The organism is Paracrocinitomix mangrovi (assembly GCF_019740355.2).
Classification (GTDB): Bacteria; Bacteroidota; Bacteroidia; order Flavobacteriales_D; family Crocinitomicaceae; genus Paracrocinitomix; species Paracrocinitomix mangrovi.
The window spans coordinates 2,144,231-2,168,351 of sequence record NZ_CP091819.1 but is presented as its reverse complement, the minus strand read 5'-3'; the positions used below and the strand labels follow the sequence as shown (position 1 = coordinate 2,168,351).

Here is a 24,121-nt window from a genome sequence, read left to right as displayed (position 1 = left end):
TAAATTAATACTGTAAAAATTTTCCTATTGCTTTATATAAAAAACTTCCTGATTGACAGGAAGTTTGATAATGTCTCCTTATAAATCGGAGCACAAAGATATAAAAACTATTATGTTTTACAAAAACCTTATTTTACAGTAACGTTTTCTTTAACGTCTTCTACGAAAGTTTTAGCTGGTTTAAATGCAGGTATGTTATGAGCAGGAATAATGATTGACTCATTTTTTGAAATGTTTCTTCCTGTTTTCTCAGCTCTTTCTTTAATGATGAAAGAACCAAAACCTCTAAGATAAACATTGTTCCCCTCAGAAAGTGATTTTTTCACCGAATCCATAAATGCCTCAACTGTTGCTTGAACTGCAACTTTTTCGATACCTGTTTTATCAGAGATTTCTGTAACTATATCTGCTTTTGTCATACTGATTAAAATTTAAAACGTTTAATTCGTGGGCAAAATTAATGCTTTTAAAATGAACAATTTGAAATTTTAGACGGAACTTTGTTTTAATAATACAAATGCAAGATTTTACAACATTAATTCAAAATTGGTATCGACAAAATCGCCGAGATCTCCCCTGGAGAAATACCTGTGATCCGTATTTTATTTGGTTGAGTGAGATTATATTACAACAGACCAGGGTAGAGCAGGGAATGTCTTATTATCTCAAGTTTGTTGAACATTATCCAACTGTTAAACACCTGGCAAATGCCGCCGAAGATGAAGTGTTAAACTTATGGCAAGGATTGGGTTATTACAGTAGAGCCAGGAATTTACATGCAGCCGCTCAATACATCCATCAACATAATCAAAATCAATTTCCGGATACATATAAAGGTGTACTCAGTTTAAAAGGAGTAGGTGAGTACACCGCAGCTGCTATTTGTTCTTTTGCCTATGATTTGCCGCATGCAGTTGTAGACGGAAATGTGTATCGCGTTTTAAGTAGGTATTTAAATATTGATACCCCAATTGATAGTACCGAAGGAAAAAAGATTTTCAAAGAAGCTGCAGAAGAATTGTTGGATAAGAATGATCCGGCTACACATAATCAAGCAATCATGGAATTGGGAGCTTTGGTTTGTAAACCTTCAAATCCTGATTGTGATAATTGTCCTTTAAATGAAAGTTGTGCAGCCCTTGAAAAAGGAGTGCAATTGCAATTACCGGTAAAGTCCAAAAAAGTAAAAGTAAAAAAGCGATTTTTTCATTATCAATTAATAACGGATGGTGAGCATTTGCTGATTAAAAAAAGAGGTCCAAAAGATATTTGGCACGGCCTATATGATTTTCCGCTCATTGAAAAAGACAAACAAAATGAGCAACTTTCATCTGCAGACATAAATGCTGATGAAAAAGGAATTTCATTAGATGGCGAATTAAAACATATTCTTACTCACCAAGTGATAACTGCTTCTTTTTGGATTGTTGAGGTTGATAAAATGCCTGCTCTTGATGGTTGTATCCGGATAAAAATCAAAGAATTAGATGATTATCCCATGCCTCAACTGTTAATAAGATATCTTGAAAGTTCTACCCTTTTCAAAGCAGATTAACTATCTTTGATTTTACTAGAACAAAGTAGCGGTGTAAAGCTTTGTGGATTAAACTTCAGTCTTTGCATTTTAAAACTTGTTCTTTAATTTGAAAAATTAATGGCAGGAAGCGTAAATAAAGTAATTCTCATAGGTAACCTGGGCAAAGATCCTGAGGTGAGATATTTGGAAAATGGAGTATCTGTTGCAAGATTTCCATTGGCTACATCAGAAAGTTTCACAGATAAAAATACCGGTGAAAAAAGAGAGATCACTGATTGGCACAATATCGTGTTGTGGAGAGGATTAGCTAAAGTGGCTGAATCTTACCTTAAAAAGGGAATGAAAGTTTACATTGAGGGTAAATTAAAAACCCGTTCATGGCAAGGTGAAGATCAACAAATGAGATACACTACCGAAATTGTTGCCGATCAAATGACCATGTTAAGCGGAAAAGCTGAAGGTGATAACAATCAGCAAACCAATTATCCTAACAGTGTGGAGGATAATCCGGTACAAAAAATGGATCAGGATATGACTCCTGAAGGTGATGATGATCTGCCGTTTTAAGTTGAACCAAATTATAAACCTTGGATAGTTCCGTCCCCATCCTCTTACAAATACCCGATCAATCTTCGATTGGAATCACAGCTTTGATTGTGAGTTGTATCATTTTGATACTTATGCTCATGATGTCTGCACTAATTTCAGGTTCTGAAGTTGCCTACTTTTCATTAGGACCAGCAGATCTTGAAGAAATTGAAAGCGATAATTCTAAATCGTCTGAAGTAGCGGTTAAATTATTGGATAATCCTAAAGAATTACTAGCTGTTATTTTGATAGCCAACAACTTTATCAATGTTGGTATTATCATATTATCAACCTATTTATCAGATACCATTTTTCCTCCGGACAGTGTTTCATTGCTGGTGAAAAGGCTTATTGATATCGTTGCTATTACATTCATTTTATTGCTCTTTGGTGAGGTGATTCCTAAAATTTACGCCACCAAACACAGCAAATCAATGTCACTTTTAATGGCAAAGCCGTTAAACTTTATCAGAAGACTTCCTCCATTCAGTTGGTTAAAGGCTGGTTTAATTGCCGGAACATCACTGATATCAAACCGTGGTAAGAAAAAAGCAGTGAATATTTCTACGGATGAGTTGTCACAAGCTGTGGAACTTACAATGGGTGAAAGTGGAGACCAGTCTGAAAAGAAAATATGGCATGACATTGTTCGTTTTGGTGAAAAAGATGTGAAGCAGATCATGAAACCACGAGTAGATGTTGAAGCCCTGGAAGTGGGAATGAATTATGTGCAGGTGGTTGAAAAATTAGAAGAAACTAAGTACTCAAGATTACCTGTTTACGAAGGTTCTTTTGATAAAATTGCCGGAATCTTTTTTATCAAAGATTTGCTGCCTTATTTGGATGAGGATGAAAATTTTAATTGGAGAGATTTAATCAGAGATCCATTCTTTGTGCCGGAAAATAAAAAGATTGATGATTTGATGATCAACTTTCAGGAGCGAAAAATGCACATGGCTGTGGTGGTAGATGAGTATGGTGGAACTTCCGGAATTGTGACGCTTGAAGATGTTTTAGAGGAAATTGTTGGGGAGATAACAGACGAGTTTGATGAAGATGATTTACAATACTCTAAACTGGATGACAACAACTATGTGTTTGAAGGTAAAACTTCTTTGATAGATATTTATAAAGTATTAGATATTGACGGAACCTTGTTTGAAGAGGCTAAATCTGAATCTGATACATTGGCCGGATTTGTAATTGAACAGGCTGGTAAAATTTTAAAGAAAGGAGAAAGAGTAAAATTTGAAAATTACACTTTCACCATTGAAGCAGCAGATGCTAGAAAAGTGAAGAGAATTAAAATGACAATACACGAAATTGTAAGCAATGAAGAAGAGGATTAGTGTTTGGTTATTGATTTTGCCAATTGTAATGTTGGCTTGCGGGTCAGATGATCCTGAATATTATCCTAAACCAAGAGGTTTTATGCGTTTGGAATTTCCTGAGCGTGTGTACCATACTTATGAGGGAGACTGTGGATATTCATTCGATATTCCTGAATACTTTAAAGTTGAAAACAAAGAAGGATCGTGCAATAAAGACATTGTCATCAATAGATTTAACGCCTCTATTTATTTGACCTATATTCCGGTTGATACCAATCTTTTAATGAACATTGAGTATTCTCAAAAACTGGTTTATGATCACAGCATCAAGGCTGATGAAATAATGGAAGCAAGAGTGATAAATGATGAAAACAAAGCTTATGGTATGAAGTACAATATCGTAGGTAATGCAGCATCACCTTATCAGTTTTATGTTACCGATAGCAGTACACATTTTTTAAGAGGAGCATTGTATTTTAACGCCGCTCCTAATTATGACAGTTTAAAACCATCTTTAGAGTACGTTTTAGAAGATGTAGACAAGATGATTGAAACTGTAAAATGGAACAGTGAAATTCAACCTTTAAACGAATGAAACTAAATCGACCTATCCAGGCAATAATATTGGGTAGCATTTTAATGGCTGCCTTGATGTTAGTTGCTTTGATAGTGTTTCAAATGATATCCTCATATGATGTCAGCAAGTTTGTTTTTATCGCTATTCCTTTATTAGCTGCTGTGCTGAGCTTCATAATCTTCTCAGTGATTTTTCAAAACTTCCTCAATGAGCGTATCAAGGTTATTTACCGTCTGATTACCAAAAAGAAATTCAACGAGAAAGAATACGAGATGAACATCTCTGAAGATATCTTTAACAAATTAGAAGAAGATACGGCACAGTGGGCACGAACCCAAACTGATCAAATTGCCAAGCTAGAAGAACAAGCCAAGTTTAGAAGAGAGTTTTTAGGAAACCTTGCGCACGAATTAAAAACCCCCGTTTTTAGTATCCAGGGATATGTACTCACCCTTTTAGAAGGTGGTTTAGAAGATGAAAAAGTAAACCGCGATTTCCTGGAAAGAGCATTGAACGGAGTAGATAGAATCTCTGATATTTTGACAGATTTGGACGAGATTTCAAAATATGAATTTGATCGTTTTTCACTTAAGCTGACAGATTTTGATATTGTAAAATTGACCAAAGCTATTTTTAATGAGCTAGAAGGGAAAGCTGAAACTAAGAAAATCAAATTCGAATTCAATAAGTCTTATGATCCAATAGTGGTGAATGCAGACAAGGGTAAAATTGCCCAGGTATTAACCAATTTGATCACCAATTCAATTGTTTACGGAAATGAAGAAGGAACCACAACCATTCGTTTTCACGACATTGATCGCAACAAAATTTTGGTTGAGGTGGCAGATAACGGATTAGGTATTGCAGAAGACCATTTACCAAGATTATTTGAAAGGTTTTACAGGGTGGATAAATCCCGTGCACGTCACATTGGTGGCTCAGGTTTAGGTTTGGCAATAGTTAAACACATAGTTGAAGCACATGGCGAAAGTATCAGTGTAAGATCAACAGAAGGTAAAGGATCTACCTTTTCATTTACCTTGAGAAAAGTGTAGATTTAGAATCTGGCACCTATTACGCAAACGTCATCTAGCTGTTCAATTTCTCCCTTCCATTTTTCAAAGGCAGTTTCCAAAAGCAAATGTTGTTTTTTAACGGGCTCTTCACGGTATTTTACCAGGAGATTTTTGAAGTTTTTATTCTTCATTTTTTTCCCTTTGTCCCCTCCAAACTGATCGGCATATCCATCAGTAAACAGGTAAACCAAATCTCCCTTATTGATGGTAACTATGTGATTAGTGAAAGCGGTGCTTTCTTCATGAAAACCAACAGGCTGCTTATCACCTTTTATTTCTTCAATGTCATCATTGTCTTTTCTAATGATCCATAGCGGATTATTGGCACCTGCAAAGTTGACTTCCATGCTTTCACCACCTTTTTTCAAATCAGCAAGTGAAAGACTCATCAAAGCGATATCCATTCCATCCCTTACCTGGTTTTCACTTTTTGAAAAAGTCTCAATCACCAACTCTTTGGTTTTATCCAAAATCTCTGCCGGTTTATGTAAGGCAAACTCTCTAATGGCGCGGTTCAAGGCATTGTGGCAAACTACCGAAACCATAGCACCCGGAACTCCATGTCCGGTGCAATCTGCGGCAGCAATAAATAAATGGTCACCTACCTCTTCAATCCAGTAAAAATCTCCTGCAACAACATCTTTTGGCTTGTAAAAAACATAGGCGTCTTTTAAGTGTTTATTGATAAAGGTATCCGGAGGTAGAATGGCATCCTGAATTTTTTTGGCGTAGTTGATAGAGTCTAAAATCTCTTCGTTTTTCTCCTCTACCTGCATCTTCTGTTCTTGAATTTCCTCTTTTTGTTCCTTAATAATTTTGTAGCGCTTAAAAAGGATGCGGGCAAAAATCAAAATCAATATTCCCACAAAAGCCACACTGAGTAAAATGATGTTTTTTTGTTGTTTTTGGGCCTGCGTCTTTTCTTCAGCCAACTGTTGTTTCTTTTCATCCATCTGCTTTTGTATGGCCAATTCAGCTTGTGAAGATTGCTCCAATACGTCAGACATTTCTTTGATGCGGGCCTTGTTTACACTGTCAATTATTGCAAGGTTTTTGTCATAATATTCATAGGCTTTTTCATGTTGCTTCATTCCACGAAATGCCTTTGCTAAAAACGGATAAACGTGTTGCGCCGGAAAATCAGTTGAATCTAACAGGTAGTTCATTAACGGCAAACCAAGCTTTTCATTCCCTGAAGATATAAAGGCAGATCCACAATAATAATGTGCTTGAATATAGAGCTCTTCATCAAAAGCTTTATACTCTTTAAACGCCTCATTCATATAGTAAACCGCCGAATCCCAATTGTGCAAAAAAGCATAAGCGTTTGAAATGTACATGTACGGACCGGCATGATAATATTGGCTGTAATATTCCCCCTTAATCTGTTTTGACTCTTCTGCGCATTGCAATAAAATGGTAATTGACCTTTCAAATTGTTTATCGCGCATAAAAGTTCTGGCCAATAGGTAACCAGGTTCTACATTAATGTCTTTTGTCTTAAATAAAGTTCGGTGTTGAACAGATTTTTCTAAAAAGTAAATGGCAGAGTCATTTTCAAACTCTGAATAATAGGCATATCCCAGGTAGTATGAGCTGGTGCTTATTAATTGCGAATCACCGGTTATAATTGCCTGCTCCTGTGCTTTAATTAAAAATCCTTTAGCCTGCTCAGTCATTCCAAGGTTCACATGGGTAGCGTATAAATTGTTGTATGCCTCAGATTTCCAATAAGGGTTGTTGTATTCCTCCGCCTTTTCAAGCATTTTGTAGCCGTGAGCAATGGCTTTATTTACTTCATTTTGCTCCCTAAAAATCAGGTTTAAAATGTTGTGCCATTGCCAGTAAAGCTCAATTTGGTTATAGCGTTGAACAATGGGCCAAACACGCATTAAGTTGGCCATTTTTTGTTCGGGGTGAAAATGAATGTTTTTCACCACGGCATGCATTTCCAGGCCTTTATCTCTCCAGCTAAGACTGTCATTGTCCAGGCTTTCTTCAAATTCTTTAAAGTAATCTACTTGTCCAATAGAGAAAATTGGACACAAAAAAAGTGCGCTGAGTAGTAGTATTTTAAATTGGGTTCTCACTAGTAAAAGTCTAATATAAAACTAAAAAATTCATTTATAGCAAGTTCTAATGTTAAGCCTTTAATTCTCTTAGAGATAATCTATAGTGTAATCAATATTATCGATTTGATTTATACCTTAATTGTCCCCAACTTTGTAGTGAAACAAAACTAAAAACAATGAAAAACGCAATAGGAATTGAGGTAGAAAAAGCAAAACAATTGTCACAAGGATTGAATGATCTTTTGGCCAATTACCAAATATTTTATCAAAATCTAAGAGGATTACACTGGAATGTAAAGGGGAAAGAATTTTTTGAACTGCACTTAAAATTTGAAGAGCTGTACAATGATGCCATTTTAAAAGTTGATGAAATAGCAGAACGTATTTTAACCTTGGGCGGAACTCCGTTGCATACCATGACAGATTATATCAATAATTCAGAAATCAAGGAAATTAATAATGTGTCAGACGGACCTGCCGGAGTACAGCATGTTATCAATAATTTTTCTGTTTTAATTGGCAAAGAAAGAGCCTTGTTAAGCCTTTCTGCTGATGCAGATGATGAAGGAACCAACTCTTTAATGAGTGATTACATCTCACAAAGTGAAAAACTAGTTTGGATGTTAACCTCTTATTTGGGGTAATATAAATAGTTGAATTAAGTGAAAGGAGAGCCTGTTTTACAGGCTCTCTTATTTTGTATTTGGGGCTTCCCAACTACCGTTGGTCGGGCTTTCGCTCAGTCGCTTTAATTGGCTGCGCAAATTAAGAGCTCCGCAACCACCCACCAGCCTGGCGCGCTCAATCCCTAAGCTGGAATAGTCGTATAATTAAACGTATAAATACACGCTTATAATTTTAGGTTCGTTCCATTTTAATTATCTTAAAATTATAAGTTCTTTCAAAATTTTCACCAACCTCAAGATTCAGTATTTATCTAATATTTCAAGCAATCTGAAAGCAATTAAAGACTTAAATTCAATTTGAATTGAGTTCAATTCTTTTTTATAAATTAGGTGAACAATAACTATAAAAGGAATAAAGTAACTAGTTACTTTATTCGGATGTTAGCAACAATTAGTAACCATTCCATAATCAGGTTTTATAAATAAAATAGAACTTCCGAAATGATCACTAAAAGATTAACACTTCTAATCTTATTTTTTCAGTCGCTATTTAGTTTTGGACAAACTGATACTATTAAAATTAGAAGTTGGAAAGACCTGAATGTTAATGGCTATTATCAGGTCTCATTTATTCATCCTTGGGACTCAACTGTAACATTTTACTGCGGTATTTTCGAACAAAATAAATTCCAAGGTATTTGGACAAAATATAATAGAGGAGATTCAACGAAATATTCATTTTCAAAAAAAGGAATTCTTACGGATCGAAGTGAGTTTTTTAAAGGAAAGCTATTCATCCATAACTATATAAAGTTTGATACATTAAATTCACCGATCCTAATCACAAAAGAATTTCGTTTGTGGCATGAAAAAGAGCCATACAACTATGAAGGAAGACCCAGAAGTATCAAGTTTTTCAAAATTATAGACAGTCTCTGTGATTATTCTCAATTTGACTATTTATTGAGTTGTGGAGGTGACTGTAGGTATTTTTCTGACAGTAGTGATCTAATGACATTTTATAATGGTTCTTATGAGTATTGTCCACGTGATCAAATTATCACTCAATATGAATATTTTGAAACTCAGAATAATAATCATTTAATTTTTCGCAAAGAAATTACAGAAGATTCAATACCTGTCATTGCTAAAAGTGAGGTATACTATTATAACGGAATCAATGAAATTCCAATTGCTCAACTTGACTCAAAAAGACAAATCCATTTACTTCTTTCCAGAAAAAAAGTAAATGAAATAATAATAAGTTTTCCTGAAATGGCATGGAGGTTTCAGGATTTTAATAAAAAGTACAAATACAAAGGGTTAATTATGTACATGAAATAGAAAACTGTTGCTAACACAATAGCTAAAGCAAAGCGTCCACCCTTGGCCGGCGCACTTGCTCCCATTGGCGTGTCCATATAATGGTTTGGCCTAACTCGGTGGACAGCCACGATACGGGGTTTTGGCCTCCGCACTATCGCACGTGTTTTGTACTTGCTGCGCAAGCAACAAATCACTAGCTTTAGCCAAACGTTGTGTACCATTGAATTATGAAACTAATTCTGATTTTTCAGGTTCTCTGCTTTCTGTTAATTACTTCCTGTAATTCCAAAGAAATAGAAAGTGTCAATTCAGTGCCAATAACTCAGGAGCCTTTTGAAGATTCTATTACTCTTAACAAAGATTTTGTTTGGAATAAAATAGCTTCATGGCGAGACAGCACAATTTTAACCGTTTCTGTGACAAATGGAGATAAATTCAGTTTAGGTCAATTCGTTAATGACTCGGTTTGTGGATATGATCGTGACTCATTGCCACTTCAATATAAAATAGACGAAAATTCTCAAGGAGTATATTTTGAATTCTATGGTGAAAAGAGCGCAATAGTAGGTGTGCCTTCAATTTCTAAATTCCATATTTACAAATTTGAGTATGGAGCATTTTATGGCACTTCGGAGCCTATATCACCTGAACATCAACCAGACAATATCGACACAATGGTAATGGTTCCCAGAGATAGATATGACCCAAAAACCCATTGTAAAAAACGGTACACAACACAATAGCTAAAGCTAACGTCCGACCCTTTGGCCTCGCTTCTTCCGCCCATTACGTGTCCACAGTCCGGGCGGCCATCTCGGTCGGACAGCCAAAGTCCGGGATTTTTTGCCCACACACTTCGCACGCAATAAATTGCTAGCTTTAGCCAAACGTTATGTGCAATTAAATGAAGTTGAATCTAGTCATATTTGTGTTGCTTTGCTTTTTCAAATCATTTGGACAAAATAAAGTGACGGAGATTTTTTTACCAACTGGAACTTTAGAAAACGAAAATGAGTTTGTAATATTCAATATTCAGAAGTCAAAAATTTACGTACATAAAGACACACTGAATAACGCTTTAAGACACAAAATCAAAACAGTAAATCAAGATTCTACAACAACAATTTATCACAAAATAAAGGAACAACTACAAGCTGACTATGTGATTAAGGGTAATGTCAACTACTCTCTTAATTCTTACCTTGAAAAATACGACTCAGACAAAACAAATTTTAATCCAAGCTGTCTATTAATCAACTTATTACTAGAACAAAAAGCTTTTCTATTTTTCAATGACTCATTTGTCTCTTCAATTCGGGTTAAAAGGACCAATTCAAAAATAATATTGAATGACAAAAAAGGTAAAAAAATTCTCGGAGTAAAAAACTGCACATAACACAATAGGTAAAGCACATGTCCTTCCCTTTTTTGCCAACTCACTTGCGCCCATAGCGTGCCCATAAAATGGTTTGGCCTTCACACGGTCGGACAGCCAAAGTACGGGGTTGGCCAGCACACTTCACGTCGCAATAAATTGCTAGCTTTACCCAAACGTTAGCAACAATTGTGAAAAACGGGAAGTTAAAAAAGCGAGCTCTCATTTTCTTGTCCATTTTTATATTCGGATGGCTTGCAATTGTCTTAGCTAATTACTTTAACTATCGAAGTAAAATACCTTCTGAATATGGAGAGTCATATTGGACTGGTGAATGGGAATCGGACGACTATTTCATGATCTCGGGTAGAATTGTTGCTGACCTACCTGAAAACATTACTCCAAATCAAGAGTTTGAATTTAACGCGACCATATACTACGATTTATGGAGTCTTTACAAAACAGGAGAAACACATGAAATAATAATGGTAGGTGTATTCTCGAATAAAATGACGGAAGGAGATAATTCTGAAAATCCAACGGAAACTGAATATACTGTCAAATTTAATATCAAAAACCCAACTTCGGAATCATATATATCGGAGCAACAGATTTCTTATTCAGGGAATTGTGACAAAGACTTCACGAAAGTAAGTGGCTACTACGCAACTGTCAATCCTAGCGACAATGGGGCTTTCTATATTGATAAATAACTGTTGCTAACATAATAGGTAAAGTTCATGTCCGACTCTCTGGCCACGCTTTTCCCTCCCAGTACGTGTACATATCCGGGCGTCCATCACTCGGTCGGACAAACCAGAATCCGGGGTTTTGGCCTGCGCACATCAAGACGGCATAAATGCCTAACTTTACCCAAACGTTATGTATTATTCTATATACTCATTTAAGATCTTAACAAGTTCAAAAACGAGTGTTACAGGAATTTGTTTGTGCGGTGGTTTATCAGAATTAAGTTCAAATAATTTTTCCGCACGATCTATTGCCAACTCTTGGTTTGCTCTTTCATCTCTTTCCAAACGGGAATATATATCATTTGCAAATGCCCATTTCTTCCCTTCTCTAACGTATGATATATCCCAAAACTGACTTAATTTTTCGAATAAAAAATCTCGCAAATATTCTTGATCAATGTGTTCGTAGTGCAAGACAAACCATAATTCGAAAGCATCATTAGAGTATGCACAATTAAATCCGTTAGATACTGTCATATTGATTGCATTATCAAATCTTTCAAATTGACCATTTTCTCCAGGTTTAAAATCCATATCGAAAACACACCAAACCTGATCATAATCTTCGTCCTCAGCCATATTAATTGCACATTCGACTAAGGACTTATGGCTACAACCTACACCAACCGGCTGTACCTGAGCATTTGAAACTGGAAAAGACTTAAAATATCGTTCTTCAGTTTGACCTTCACAAACAATCAAAATTGAATCTTTGGGTTGTAATTCTTCAATTTTGTATTTGGTCAAGCTCTTTTTTCTTAACCAAGGTTTGCTTTGATCTGTGATCTTAATATGTCTAGTCTTCTTTGGCATAATCTATCCAAATACCTCTTCTAAATTTCCTAAAAATGGTATAGCGCCAAATTTTCCTTGGATGTAGTCCTTTTCAAATGAAGAGTCATTTCTTACTCCTTTAAAATCCACAAGACTATAAAGGTGACTCGCTCCGTATTTATCCTTCTCTACAAATGAAATTTGATCTCTCCTCAATAATTTTGCTGAAAGCAAATTGGTGTCATGAGTAGCAAAAATTATCTGTGCGTTCTTTTTATTTGTTCGCTTTGAATTGAACATCTCCACAATCTTTCGCGTTAATAGGGGGTGCAATCTAGCATCAAATTCATCAAACACGAGCACCTTACCATTATTCAACACATCCATAAGAACTGGACTTATTTCAAACATTTTCTTCGTTCCTTCAGACTCATGGATGTCTAAACTCATTGGGAAAGTTCCTAACTTTTTACCTGACTTATCATATTTCATATGATCGGTAATAACAATATTATGTTTTTTACCTCCCCTTACTTTTTTCATAAGTGCTTCAGGCGCATCATCTCCTAGATTGTCTTGATTTATTTCTAAGACATTAATATCCTCCAGTCCAATATCTGCATTCTTTAGCATTTTGGCTATTCTTGCTCGAACTTTGTCATTTTGTAGTGCAGTTTCAGCAAATCTTCTTAATTCAAAATCCATCAATCCTGTGATCACAACCAATCCGGACAAATAGTCTACAATGGATTTTGCTAGTTTACCATTTAAAGTAGCAACGGTCGTTAAAAAAAGAGAATTCGGCCTTGCAACATCACTATCTTTGCCGAGCAACTGTTCAATTTTATGTCCTTCTAAAAATTGATTGCTGTTAATCTCTATTTTCTTCCCTTTTCTTCTAAAAAAATACACTTCACGCTTGTTGGGAGTACCATACAACCATTCAGAATGAATTTTTGATCTATCCGCTTCAAACCCATACCGATAAATAACATTGTTAACTGAGAAAACCATCTGAAAAAACGAAGGCTTGGAATCAGTTTCCGTAGAGAGTTCAAAGGGAAAAATTCTAAACTCCAATAATCCATCATTCTTTACGGACTCATTAATAATTGAAACAAATGAGACAAAAGCTCTAGAAAGGTTACTTTTCCCACTTGCGTTTGCACCATAAATTGCCTTAGATTTCAATAATTTAAGCCCTTTATGATTGAAAACATTATTTTGATCCACAAAAGGATATTTTGATACAATATTTGCAGCATTTAGACTAATTGTCTGAATATCCTTAAACGAATAAAAATTGCCAACACTAAATTCTATAAGCATCTAATTCTATTATTTGAGAATTTTTCACAAATCTAACAATTAAAAACAATACATAACATATTAAGTAAAAATAACTGCTTGCGCAGTGCGGCATCAATGCCTATTTTTACTCAAACGTTATGCACAATTACGCAAAAATAATCAAAGTACTTACCTTAATTTTTTTGTTTTGCACAAAGACCACCTTTTGCCAAGAGATTAATATAAACTGGAAAGCTTATCAGTCTGAAATAAATAAAGCCGACAGAAATTTTAGAAATCAAAAATTCCAGAAAGCTCTCAATCATTACAAAATAGCCTCAAAAGAATGGAAATTCAACTATGTACAAAGTATGATCTCAATTTGCGAATCTTTGGTTGACAAAATTGAAAATTCAAAGAATCCAAATCTGGCAGTAGTCTTGTTCGCCGACTCTTTATTTACTAAAAGAAATTATTGCTTGTCATATCGAATTTATTCAGGATGTAAACAAGACGCTCATGTCACTTCTAGAATAAATGATATTGATAAAATGGTAATACATTGTGATTCAGATGAAGAGCAATATTTCGCAATTATTCAGACAGCAGAAAAATATGTTAAAGAAGGAAACCATGAAAAAGCATTACTGTTGTTTCAAAGAGCATTAGCTATTAATCCTAATGATCCATATCCAAAAAAGAGAATTACGGACTTAGGTGGTTAAAACTGTGCATAACACAATAGGTAAAGCAAAGCGTCCTCCCTTGTCCATCACACTTGCTCCCATTTGCGTGTACATATCTTGGTTTGGCCACTTCACGTAGGACGCGCCCAGTATCCGGGGTTTGGCCAGCGCACTTTCGCACGTAATTTGCACTTGCTGCGCAAGTAACAAATTACTAGCTTTACCCAAACGTTATGCACAATTACGCAAAAATAATCAAAGTACTTACCTTAATTTTTTTGTTTTGCACAAAGACCACCTTTTGCCAAGAGATTAATATAAACTGGAAAGCTTATCAGTCTGAAATAAATAAAGCCGACAGAAATTTTAGAAATCAAAAATTCCAGAAAGCTCTCAATCATTACAAAATAGCCTCAAAAGAATGGAAATTCAACTATGTACAAAGTATGATCTCAATTTGCGAATCTTTGGTTGACAAAATTGAAAATTCAAAGAATCCAAATCTGGCAGTAGTCTTGTTCGCCGACTCTTTATTTACTAAAAGAAATTATTGCTTGTCATATCGAATTTATTCAGGATGTAAACAAGACGCTCATGTCACTTCTAGAATAAATGATATTGATAAAATGGTAATACATTGTGATTCAGATGAAGAGCAATATTTCGCAATTATTCAGACAGCAGAAAAATATGTTAAAGAAGGAAACCATGAAAAAGCATTACTGTTGTTTCAAAGAGCATTAGCTATTAATCCTAATGATCCATATCCAAAAAAGAGAATTACGGACTTAGGTGGTTAAAACTGTGCATAACACAATAGGTAAAGCAAAGCGTCCTCCCTTGTCCATCACACTTGCTCCCATTTGCGTGTACATATCTTGGTTTGGCCACTTCACGTAGGACGCGCCCAGTATCCGGGGTTTGGCCAGCGCACTTTCGCACGTAATTTGCACTTGCTGCGCAAGTAACAAATTACTAGCTTTACCCAAACGTTAGCAACTATTGCAATAGAAATGAGTCTCTACCCAATTACATTTGAAAAAACTGGATTCCCCAGAATCAATGTTTATGAAGACTATTTCTCTGTTGAATCTCAAGAAACTGGAAAAACAAAGCAATACCAATTTTCTGATGTTAAGGAAATTAAGATAAAACGTCAGAAAGACAGTTTCTGGTATAAATTACCAGGTTGGCACCAAATAATTGCCGACATAGTTAGCAACGCAGATGAACCTACAATTCTGAGAATTATATCATCTAGCGGAACTCCTTGGGAATATGAAATTCCGAATGGCACCGACTCAGATTTTCTCTACCTTCTTGAATACTTGAACTCAACTACCAATAGCTAATTAATTGGTATTAAAAAACAGTTGCTAACATAGTAAGCAAAGCTCACGTCCGACACTTGTCCATCTCACTTTGCGCCCAAAACGTGTCCATAAAGTGGTTTTTGCCATCACACGGTCGGACAGCCAAAGTCCGGGGTTTTGGCCAACGCGCCTCGCGCCGGCATAAATGCCTATCTTTGCTCAAACGTTAGGTGCAATTACGATATTACATACCTGTACTAATTTTGCTGTCAACTAATTTGTTGAGTTGCAATGGAACCTCTTCAGAATCTGCAAGTTTATCTGAATCCGATTCTTTACATATAGAAGAGCTTTTAATGCAATCACAAAATCTCAGTAAGTCTAATCAATATATCGAGAGTATTGAAACTTGTTCAGAAATTTTATCAATCCAATCTGCAAATGAAACCGCATTAACGAGAAGAGCCTATGCCTACATACAGCTTGATAGTATTAAGTTAAGCGTTCTTGATTACAACCATATTCTCTTGTTCAATCCGAACAATAAAAATGCTTTATTAAACAGAGGAAATCTAGCATATGAATTTAAACACTATGAATATGCTATTCAGGACTTCACAAGTATCATTCAAAAAGTAAACGTATTTCCAGACTCCTTTTATTTGGATGTTGCTCACTATATGAGAGGTAATTGTTACAAAGAAATACATGAATGGAATAATGCAATTATTGATTTTGAGACAGCTATAAGCTTAGGATTTACAAGTGGACTTGATATGACATTCATGAAAATAGGTGACTGCTTCGAAGCGATTTCTAATTATGATTCAGCTATAGTTTATTATTCTAAATCAATTGAATTCTCGCCAGAAGACCACTCACTTTACAACCGCAGAGGTATTGCTTACGCAGAATCAGAACAATTTGATTTGGCACTTGCAGATTATTCCAAAGCTATTGATCTCGGTGGTAATTGGCACAGTAATCGAGCTACTGTTTACCAAGAACTTGGTCAACTGGACAAAGCACTGCAGGATGTAAACACCGCCATAGAAATTACTCCAATAAATGATTGGGCATACGGCAATCGAGCGTCAATTTTACTTGACATGAAGCGCTATCATGAAGCTATACCCGATTTCAAAACAATGCTACAATATGACACGACAGCTTTTTTGATGTATGGTCTTGGCAAATGCTATGTCGAAACTGATAACATAGACCTAGCATTAGAGTTTTTGCAAGGTGCAATTGAACTTGGCTCTGAAGAAGCTTCATCAGAACTTGAAAAGTTGGGACTTTAGAAAACTGCACCTAACACAGTAGGTAAAGTTCATGTCCGACACTCTGGCCTCGCTTTTCCCTCCCAGTACGTGTTCATATCCGGGCTTCCATCACTCGGTCGGACAAACCAGAGTCCGGGGTTTTTCGCCACCGCACATCAAGACGGCATAAATGCCTAACTTTACCCAAACGTTAGGAAGCAATTAATGCGATTATTTCTTGTTATTATATCATCTATCCTGTTATCAAATTGTTCAAATTCGGAATTAAAGGAATGCGGTGAGTTGAACCTGGACTGGACCAAACTGTCAGATCAATATCGTGTTCGCTTTTTTAAATCATATCAATTTGAAGAAGTACATATAGAGTATTATGGAAAATCATGCTCTGATTTCCTTTACACTGAAAAGAGTTGGACGGACTTGAATTCTGAAGAAATAAGTCAATTGAAAACAATAATTCTAGATAGTTCGAATTGGGTTCAAGGCAATTATTCTGACAAAGCGGACCTTGGTTTGTTTGCTGGATTCACAGTTTTCAATAAAGAGAATTGTCTTGTTGGTAAAATTGATATTACGGAAGCAGCAAATCATTACCAATTTTTCCCTGAAAATATTTTCACAAATAAGGGTGATATTAATTTTAAAGGATCTTGTGAATTGGACTCGCTTTGGGATTCTGTGAATTTAAGAGCTCAAGAAAATAGATATACTAATGAGTAGAACTGCTCCTAACACATTACCTAAAACAAACGTCCACCCTTGGCCTTACACATCCACCCAATAGCGTGTCCACTTACCGGGTTACCCTCCCTCGGTCGGACAGCCAGAGTCCGGGGTTTCGGCCTGCGCACATCAAGACGGCATAAATGCCTAACTTTACCCAAACGTTGTGTTTAATTGAGTTGACCTGAAACTTAAAGATCAAATATTAGTTTGTAAGCGAATTAAAGATTTACCAACAAGTGACCAAATCCAATCTTTGCCAAATGGAATCAGATTGAAAGTAAAATTTGGCAGATGGATAAAATCTAAAAGGGAATCAATCGGAAAAAAATGGAAATCTGATCATCCTAATTTTCAAATCGGAATTCATACGGTTTTACCAGAAATAAATATTGTCAAACTTATTACTTCAGAGGAAATTCACAATAATCAAGATTTTTTTGAAAAATGTGCCAAAGATTATCGGAATCTCGCTACAAAACTAATAACAGCATTTGCGAAAGAATACGACATTACGATCAACCCAGAATTACCAATGGACACTTTGCGCCATACAAATAAATTTGGTTATGAACCTGTGGGAGAATTTAACGGTTGGAAGTACGCATTTCATGGAATTCATTGTGCATTCACTAATAAAGAGACCGGTCAACAAATTGAAGTTCCATTGAACTATGGCTTAGAGTTCGGACAACTTGATCCTTACTTTTTTGTCCAATTTATTAAGACAACACAAGAATACGAGCCAATACCTGTTAAGTTGTTTTGTGACTATGCGGATGGAAAACGTATTTTGGAAGAAATGGTTGAACTAGGAAAGTTTGAATATATAAACTCAAACTGGCCTGATGAAAAAGGTGTAGTTGTAAAAGAAAGGTCAAAAGTAGATGTCCCTATTCGTAAAACGAATGCAACCTAAGTAAAAAACTAAACACAACATAATAGCTAAAGCTAACGCCCGACCCTTGGCCGGCACGCTTTCGCCCATTACGTGTCCATAATCCGGGCGGCCATCACGGTCGGACAGCCATAGTCCGGGATTTTTTGCCCGCACACTTCGCACGCAATAAATTGCTAGCTTTAGCCAAACGTTATGGGTAATTAAGCAAAGCAATTATGTTAAAGAAACTATTTGGCAAATCAGCAGGTCAAGCTGCACAGAATAAGGAACATAACCTTCAGAGAATATTTCCGATAATAAAAGCTCAGCTGGGCGGAGGAACTTCGGCTGGTCTCGAAAACATTTCTCAGCCAATTTCAGAACATCTGGTTGATAACCTACATATCTACTTTGCAGAAGATACGGGAAGTCAATTTGAATACTTGAACGAAGAGAGCCTTAAAGATCTCCAAAAAAACATTGCTCAAATCAAAGAGATTGCATTGGCCAATCTCGAGAATTACGCTAATAAAACTGGAATTTCTATTGAGGGTGATGATAACCTTCAAATGGTGAAATTGGACAGAAATTTAGAAGCATCTTTGATTTTAATGGAATCTCTATGGTCTCAGGTACTTGCGAAGTACAATGATAATGCAATAGTTGCAATCCCGTCAAGAGAGCTTTTGATAATAGGACCTGCATCAAACAGTACATCTTTGAGCCAGCTAACACAAGGAGCCAATGATCTCTTCAATAGCGGTGAGTACAAACTCTCACCGAAAGTTTTCTTAAAGCGACCTGGTGCGAAGATTGAATTGCAGGGGTGAAAAACTACCCATAACACAATAGCTAAAGCTAAGCGTCCACCCTTGGCCGAACGCACTTGCTCCCAGTGGCGTGTCCAAAGTCCTGGTTTGGCCTAACTCGGTCGGACAGCCAAAGTCCGGGATTTTTTGCCCGCACACTTCGCACGCAATAAATTGCTAGCTTTAGCCAAACGTTAGCTGTCATTGATATGAACTTGAAATACTTGTTGTCATATTTAGTAATTCTAATAACTTTTCAAGGGTTTAGTCAGATTACTTTACCTTCTGAGAATGACAGCAACTCAGTGATCATTCTTGATAATATGAAATGGGATCTTACATTATTCAATACCGAAATTGTCTATGACTCCTTGGATTTATGGAAGTACAATGTTTTGGCATTAGACTCAATAGAATCAAAATTTTTGATCGCTAAAATTGAATTCTATCGTTCAGACAGTACTAAAAAATCCGTAAATGAAAGTTCAAAATCATTCGGACTTACCTTTGAAATTTATCCTATATCAGAATTAGATAGAATTTCAAAACATTCAATTGATATTATAATCATGTCGAGTTGCTGCTGGCCGAATTCAGGACCTCATTTGTATACAACTCAAGATTTTGTTTTCTACAGCCCTTCTTTGTGCAGTAATTGTGGGTATAATTGCAATGAAGCTGATTATTGTTCTGGAAATATCAAAAGAATATTGGAACGAGTGAATCGTCAAAATTTTGAAACATTTGAGGAACTAGTTCAAAATCTACCCATAAAGAACGGAGGTAATTGATTTTGGTAGAAAACGCCAGCTAACACAGTAAGCAAAGCTTACGTCCACCCTTGTCCATCTCACATTTCGCCCATTTCTTGTCCAAAGTCCGGGCGGCCAGCTCACGGTCGGACAGCCAAAGTCCGGGGCTTTTTTGCCAACGCACTCGTTCGCAATTTAGGTTTGCTGCGCGCACCATAAATTGCTAGCTTTGCTCAAACGTTATGGCTAATTACATCAAACAAATATCTATTCTAACCTCAATAATATTTATTGTTATATCCTGTAATTCTAACTCTAATATTCATGAGAGTTTGCAAGAAACAAAAAATGAGCAGAACTCATCTGATTCTATTGATATTGCTAAATTTCAGCCATATGAATTGGATGAATTTCCAAAAAACTGGATTCAGTTAACTAAAACAGATTCTTCATTTATAATTTATGAAAGCTGTGACATGGGAAACGGAATGATTAGCATTACAGAAGTTGAAAATAACTGGACCATTTTATTACATGGCACGCAGGAAGAATTTAAATTCAAAATAATAAATTCGCGAATTTCTAGCTCAGGAGAAATTTTGATCAATTCAGAAAGCTTTGAAACTAATGAAAAATTAAATTGCTCAATTAGCTGGAACGAAAAATATTCAGGAGTTGCGGCCTGGAAATTTAATTGGGAAAATGGACATTCTACAATTAATGATTATGTTAATTCGGAATTCGAAAAAGAATTCGAAAAAGTAGAACAACCTTGCACCGATTGCTGGAGTCAAGAGGATTGTGATGCCATGAAAAACTAGCCATAACACAGTAGGTAAAGCGCATGTCCTTCCCTTTTTTGCCAACTCACTTGCACCCATTGCGTGCCCATAAAGTGGTTTGGCCTTCACACGGTCGGACAGCCAGAGTACGGGTTTGGCCCACGCACTTCACGTCGCAATAAATTGCTAGCTTTACCCAAACGTTATGGGGCATTGCTATGAGCAATAAATTAATGATCATCTCGACTTTGCTACTGTTCGGTTGTTCGCAGCCGTCGGAAGAGAAAACCCATAACCAAACCAAATCAGAACCTCAAATTCAAACGGACACTATTGCAACTGAAAATCAGGTAGAAGAACTAGAATTGGCAAAATTAAAGGACTCTACTTTTATAAATGGTAAACATGTAGTTATTTTCATTCCAGACACTGTACGATTCAATAGTTATCTTGAAAAAGGAGAAGAATGGATATATGAAGTTGATTCAGATTTTGGTTTTGGAATAAGTGACGCTCTAGATTCTCTTGAACAAGAGAAATTCTTCAAAGATGTAAAAACAACCTCAACAGAAAATCGATATGTAATTATAAATGGAAATTACAACCAAGATGTGATTATTGATCGTGATACAATTAACTACGGACTGTTGCTCACAGCACCCAATCATGAATACCAAATTGATGATAACATATACGGAATGAGCTACTACTATGACCTAATCAAAGCGTATTTTCAAGAGTAGAAAACGCCCCATAACACAATAGGTAAAGCGCATGTCCTTCCCTTTTTTTTCAACTCACTTGCACCCATAGCGTGCCCATAAAGTGGTTTGGCCTTCACACGATCGGACAGCCAGAGTACGGGTTTGGCCTACGCACTTCACGTCGCAATAAATTGCTAGCTTTACCCAAACGTTATGAATAATTACAAGGCTTATATTCATTCTGCACTTCTAATTTTAATTAGCACTCTATTTTCTTTTTGCAATTTCAGTAAGGAAAATTCTAATAATTTGCCACAAGAAAATAACAACACAATAGACAAGTGCGACACTTTATTTGGCTTTGCAATTTACCTCTTAGAAAATTGCTACAATGAAGCTGATTCAGTTGAAATAGTTGGCACTGAGTTATATTTACCTGCAAGACCTTTGTCATTTTCAAAAGTTGATTTCTCTGGTGAAAAACCTGAAAAAAAACGCAGTTTGTTTTCGAACAAATACCATGAAAAATTAGACACATCATACCTTTGGACAACAAAACAACTTGATACTATTTTCACAAGAAAAGACTTTGAGAACTATGGAGCCAAACCATCTAGAATTGACGAAATTTGTTATCCAAACTTAAATATTTTAGATTCTGACTCTTTGACAAACAGGATTAAAAATGGTCAAAATGGTTCACAAGATTTTCCAGCTCATTATACATTCTCAAAACCTACCCTAAGTTCGGACGGAAATTACTTATTAATTGAAGTTGATAGACACTGTTGGGGTCTTTGCGGAAGTGGTACTACATACTTATTTAAGAAACAGAAAGATAAGTGGGAATTAGTTTGGAAAAATACACGTTGGGTGAGTTGAAAAACTATTCATAACATAATAGCTAAAGCTAACGTCCGACCCTTTGGCCGGCACGCTTTCGCCCTTTTCGTGTCCATAATCCTGGCGGCCATCTCGGTCGGACAGCCAGAGTACGGGTTTGGCCAGCGCACTTCACGTCGCAATAAATTGCTAGCTTTACCCAAACGTTATAAGCCATTACAGTTCTGCCATGCGCCCATTTGCTATTATATCATCACTTTGCACCTTACTGCTTATATCTTGTAATGATTCAACGGAATCCAGTGGCTCATCAACGACTATTCAGGACACAGTTAAGGACTCAGTGGATAGTACCCAAATTATTAAACCTATAGATTACCTGTATGTAACAAATGAGGAAGAAGCCACTTCTCACATTGATAGTTTGTTTCGGAGCTTTTCAATTGAAGACACACGCGGCTATCCTCATGACACAATAAATACCAAGCCCGCATTGCTTATTTTGAGACACAACAATCCAGATACTCTGAGATTTTTTTTGACTTATTTTTTTCTTAAAAATTATAGGTTTGATCTTTCCCATAGCAGTATGGGACACGACATAAGAGATATGTATTTTTTATCCAATCCAAAGGATTACTTCATGGGAATCGACACGCTTGCTGACCCAATTTTGTACGAATTTTTCAGGTTTTATAATCCTTACGAAGAGAAAGGAATCTCTCTTGATTCCCTTATGAAAAAACCGATTGAAAGGATAGGTTCGGGAATTGTACTGGATTGGCTTGAAAAAAATCCTAGATATAAAACCTATCCCTTAATTCGAGAAGAGATCGATTCTTTGCAAATTGTGCAAAAACATTGTGACACTTCAATTGTTTCATTTACTGAATTGTAAAGCACAGAAAACGGCTTATAACACAGTAAGCAAAGCTCACGTCTGACCCTTTGGCCGCGCTTTTTCCACCCAGTTGCGTGTACATTACCGGGTGGCCATCACGGTCGGACAGCCAGTATCCGGGGTTTTCTTGCCTGCGCACTTCGCACGCAATAAATTGCTAGCTTTAGCCAAACGTTAGCACCCATTACCCAATGCTTAGAATTAGCTCTTTAATAATCCTACTCTATTCCAGTCAACTTTTTGCTCAGGAATTATATCCAGCTTTTCTCCCAAGCATGAAGTTTACGGATAGCTCATCAACACATTCGGAAAAGAATTCGTTGATTCGTGTCCAATACTATGATACAACAGAATTTCCAACTTGTGCAGCTATTTATTACCCAAACGGAAAAATTCATAAGTACTATTCTTACAGTGATGCGGAAGGTTATGACATCTACGAGTTGAATTATATTGAATGGAATGAGGACGAACTAGTTTATTATCAATATCTAGGTCCTGGAGACTACCAAAAGTCTTGGATGAAAGATTCTCTTGGCAATATTACGATCATTGATATAGACTCGCTAGGCCATGGAATTTCAATTACTTACGATTCAAATCAAAACATAATTCGAAAAGGTGTTGTTGATTTCGCTTATGAGAAAGTCACGGAATATTACACTAACGGACAAGTCTGGAAACAATACAATGAGTGCTTTAACGGAAGGAGATTTGAAGACTATAAAGAGTACGACAAAAATGGTTCACTTTTAGTTGAAGGTGAATACACCGGAAAGAACAAAAAAGGGGTTTTAGATTGTGCAAATGAAAATGCAAGTGTTAAGCACGGAACTTGGAGATACTACGAATCTGGAGAGCTAATACGCAAGGAGGTTTGGGATAATGGGAATCTGAAAAAATAGGGTATGAAAACGTGTGCTAACACAATAGGTAAAGCGCATGTCCTTCCCTTTTTTGCCAACTCACTTGCACCCATTACGTGTCCATAAAGTGGTTTTTGCCATCACACGGTCGGACAGCCAAAGTCCGGGTTTTTTGGCCACCGCACCTCGCACGTGTTTTGCACTTGCTGCGCAAGCAACAAATCACTAGCTTTGCTCAAACGTTATGAATCA

At 36.2% G+C, this 24,121-nt stretch carries 27 protein-coding genes; 23 read left to right on the top strand and 4 right to left on the bottom strand.

The annotated features are described in order from the left end of the window. Positions 1–128: 128 nt before the first annotated feature. Entirely contained in the window at positions 129–419 is a 291-nt protein-coding gene (locus tag K6119_RS09985; RefSeq protein ID WP_221839052.1) for an HU family DNA-binding protein, read from the bottom strand. A 98-nt stretch (positions 420–517) separates the two neighbouring features. Between K6119_RS09985 and mutY the strand changes: the two genes are divergently transcribed. From mutY to K6119_RS09960, 5 genes are all read left to right on the top strand, one after another. Then, positions 518–1,555 carry an A/G-specific adenine glycosylase gene (gene mutY / locus K6119_RS09980; RefSeq protein WP_221839050.1) on the top strand — a complete coding sequence of 346 codons (1,038 nt, stop codon included), beginning with the start codon at positions 518–520 and terminating at the stop codon, positions 1,553–1,555. A 99-nt stretch (positions 1,556–1,654) separates the two neighbouring features. Further along, complete coding sequence (locus K6119_RS09975; RefSeq protein WP_221839048.1) at positions 1,655–2,104, top strand: single-stranded DNA-binding protein; 450 nt, start codon at positions 1,655–1,657, stop codon at positions 2,102–2,104. Positions 2,105–2,193: 89 nt separating this feature from the next. Further along, the gene (gene gldE, locus K6119_RS09970) at positions 2,194–3,474 is read left to right on the top strand and encodes a gliding motility-associated protein GldE (RefSeq protein WP_255715272.1); all 1,281 of its coding nucleotides are present in this window, start codon (positions 2,194–2,196) and stop codon (positions 3,472–3,474) included. After that, entirely contained in the window at positions 3,458–4,051 is a 594-nt protein-coding gene (gldD, locus tag K6119_RS09965) for a gliding motility lipoprotein GldD (protein ID WP_221839046.1), read from the top strand. The genes gldE and gldD overlap by 17 nt, the downstream gene beginning before the upstream one ends. After that, positions 4,048–5,088: a sensor histidine kinase gene (locus K6119_RS09960; protein WP_221839045.1), complete on the top strand. Its 1,041-nt coding sequence runs from the start codon at positions 4,048–4,050 to the stop codon at positions 5,086–5,088. Before gldD ends, K6119_RS09960 begins: the two co-directional genes overlap by 4 nt. A gap of 2 nt (positions 5,089–5,090) precedes the next feature. On the opposite strand, the gene K6119_RS09955 is transcribed toward K6119_RS09960, so the two are convergent. Then, entirely contained in the window at positions 5,091–7,199 is a 2,109-nt protein-coding gene (locus tag K6119_RS09955) for a SpoIIE family protein phosphatase (protein ID WP_221839044.1), read from the bottom strand. A gap of 158 nt (positions 7,200–7,357) precedes the next feature. On the opposite strand from K6119_RS09955, the gene K6119_RS09950 reads away from it, so the two are divergent. From K6119_RS09950 to K6119_RS09930, 5 genes are all read left to right on the top strand, one after another. Then, on the top strand, positions 7,358–7,825 hold the full coding sequence (locus K6119_RS09950) for a Dps family protein (RefSeq protein ID WP_221839043.1): 468 nt from the start codon (positions 7,358–7,360) through the stop codon (positions 7,823–7,825). 483 nt (positions 7,826–8,308) lie between these two features. After that, positions 8,309–9,151 (top strand): hypothetical protein, encoded by an 843-nt coding sequence (locus K6119_RS09945; protein ID WP_221839042.1) that lies wholly within the window; start codon positions 8,309–8,311, stop codon positions 9,149–9,151. A gap of 209 nt (positions 9,152–9,360) precedes the next feature. Next, a complete protein-coding gene (locus tag K6119_RS09940) occupies positions 9,361–9,876 on the top strand; it encodes a hypothetical protein (RefSeq protein ID WP_221839041.1) in 516 nt (171 codons plus the stop codon). Positions 9,877–10,037: 161 nt separating this feature from the next. Then, positions 10,038–10,529, top strand: coding sequence for a hypothetical protein (locus tag K6119_RS09935; protein ID WP_221839039.1), 492 nt, complete (start codon positions 10,038–10,040; stop codon positions 10,527–10,529). A gap of 170 nt (positions 10,530–10,699) precedes the next feature. Continuing rightward, positions 10,700–11,221 carry a hypothetical protein gene (locus K6119_RS09930; protein ID WP_221839038.1) on the top strand — a complete coding sequence of 174 codons (522 nt, stop codon included), beginning with the start codon at positions 10,700–10,702 and terminating at the stop codon, positions 11,219–11,221. Between the two features lie 174 nt (positions 11,222–11,395). Here the strand turns inward: K6119_RS09930 and K6119_RS09925 are convergent, their stop codons facing one another. Continuing rightward, the gene (locus tag K6119_RS09925; protein ID WP_221839037.1) at positions 11,396–12,073 is read right to left on the bottom strand and encodes an RloB family protein; all 678 of its coding nucleotides are present in this window, start codon (positions 12,071–12,073) and stop codon (positions 11,396–11,398) included. A 3-nt stretch (positions 12,074–12,076) separates the two neighbouring features. After that, the gene (locus K6119_RS09920; protein ID WP_221839036.1) at positions 12,077–13,363 is read right to left on the bottom strand and encodes an AAA family ATPase; all 1,287 of its coding nucleotides are present in this window, start codon (positions 13,361–13,363) and stop codon (positions 12,077–12,079) included. 332 nt (positions 13,364–13,695) lie between these two features. On the opposite strand from K6119_RS09920, the gene K6119_RS09915 reads away from it, so the two are divergent. From K6119_RS09915 to K6119_RS09855, 13 genes are all read left to right on the top strand, one after another. Further along, entirely contained in the window at positions 13,696–14,049 is a 354-nt protein-coding gene (locus tag K6119_RS09915) for a tetratricopeptide repeat protein (protein WP_237828151.1), read from the top strand. A gap of 407 nt (positions 14,050–14,456) precedes the next feature. After that, positions 14,457–14,810 (top strand): tetratricopeptide repeat protein, encoded by a 354-nt coding sequence (locus tag K6119_RS09910; RefSeq protein WP_237828151.1) that lies wholly within the window; start codon positions 14,457–14,459, stop codon positions 14,808–14,810. 213 nt (positions 14,811–15,023) lie between these two features. Continuing rightward, positions 15,024–15,362, top strand: coding sequence for a hypothetical protein (locus K6119_RS09905; RefSeq protein WP_221838713.1), 339 nt, complete (start codon positions 15,024–15,026; stop codon positions 15,360–15,362). 242 nt (positions 15,363–15,604) lie between these two features. Beyond that, a complete protein-coding gene (locus tag K6119_RS09900; RefSeq protein ID WP_221838712.1) occupies positions 15,605–16,627 on the top strand; it encodes a tetratricopeptide repeat protein in 1,023 nt (340 codons plus the stop codon). A gap of 186 nt (positions 16,628–16,813) precedes the next feature. After that, positions 16,814–17,329 carry a hypothetical protein gene (locus K6119_RS09895; protein ID WP_221838711.1) on the top strand — a complete coding sequence of 172 codons (516 nt, stop codon included), beginning with the start codon at positions 16,814–16,816 and terminating at the stop codon, positions 17,327–17,329. 277 nt (positions 17,330–17,606) lie between these two features. Further along, positions 17,607–18,251, top strand: a complete 645-nt coding sequence (locus tag K6119_RS09890; RefSeq protein WP_221838710.1) for a DUF6896 domain-containing protein — start codon at positions 17,607–17,609, stop codon at positions 18,249–18,251. A 197-nt stretch (positions 18,252–18,448) separates the two neighbouring features. Then, entirely contained in the window at positions 18,449–19,042 is a 594-nt protein-coding gene (locus K6119_RS09885) for a DUF1444 family protein (RefSeq protein ID WP_221838709.1), read from the top strand. A 188-nt stretch (positions 19,043–19,230) separates the two neighbouring features. After that, on the top strand, positions 19,231–19,812 hold the full coding sequence (locus tag K6119_RS09880; protein ID WP_221838708.1) for a hypothetical protein: 582 nt from the start codon (positions 19,231–19,233) through the stop codon (positions 19,810–19,812). A gap of 203 nt (positions 19,813–20,015) precedes the next feature. Next, positions 20,016–20,594 (top strand): hypothetical protein, encoded by a 579-nt coding sequence (locus K6119_RS09875; RefSeq protein WP_221838707.1) that lies wholly within the window; start codon positions 20,016–20,018, stop codon positions 20,592–20,594. 179 nt (positions 20,595–20,773) lie between these two features. Further along, positions 20,774–21,298 (top strand): hypothetical protein, encoded by a 525-nt coding sequence (locus K6119_RS09870; protein WP_237828150.1) that lies wholly within the window; start codon positions 20,774–20,776, stop codon positions 21,296–21,298. A 174-nt stretch (positions 21,299–21,472) separates the two neighbouring features. After that, positions 21,473–22,141 (top strand): hypothetical protein, encoded by a 669-nt coding sequence (locus K6119_RS09865; RefSeq protein ID WP_221838703.1) that lies wholly within the window; start codon positions 21,473–21,475, stop codon positions 22,139–22,141. Between the two features lie 550 nt (positions 22,142–22,691). After that, positions 22,692–23,000: a hypothetical protein gene (locus tag K6119_RS09860; RefSeq protein WP_221838701.1), complete on the top strand. Its 309-nt coding sequence runs from the start codon at positions 22,692–22,694 to the stop codon at positions 22,998–23,000. A gap of 278 nt (positions 23,001–23,278) precedes the next feature. Further along, complete coding sequence (locus K6119_RS09855; RefSeq protein WP_221838699.1) at positions 23,279–23,908, top strand: toxin-antitoxin system YwqK family antitoxin; 630 nt, start codon at positions 23,279–23,281, stop codon at positions 23,906–23,908. Positions 23,909–24,121: the final 213 nt, after the last annotated feature.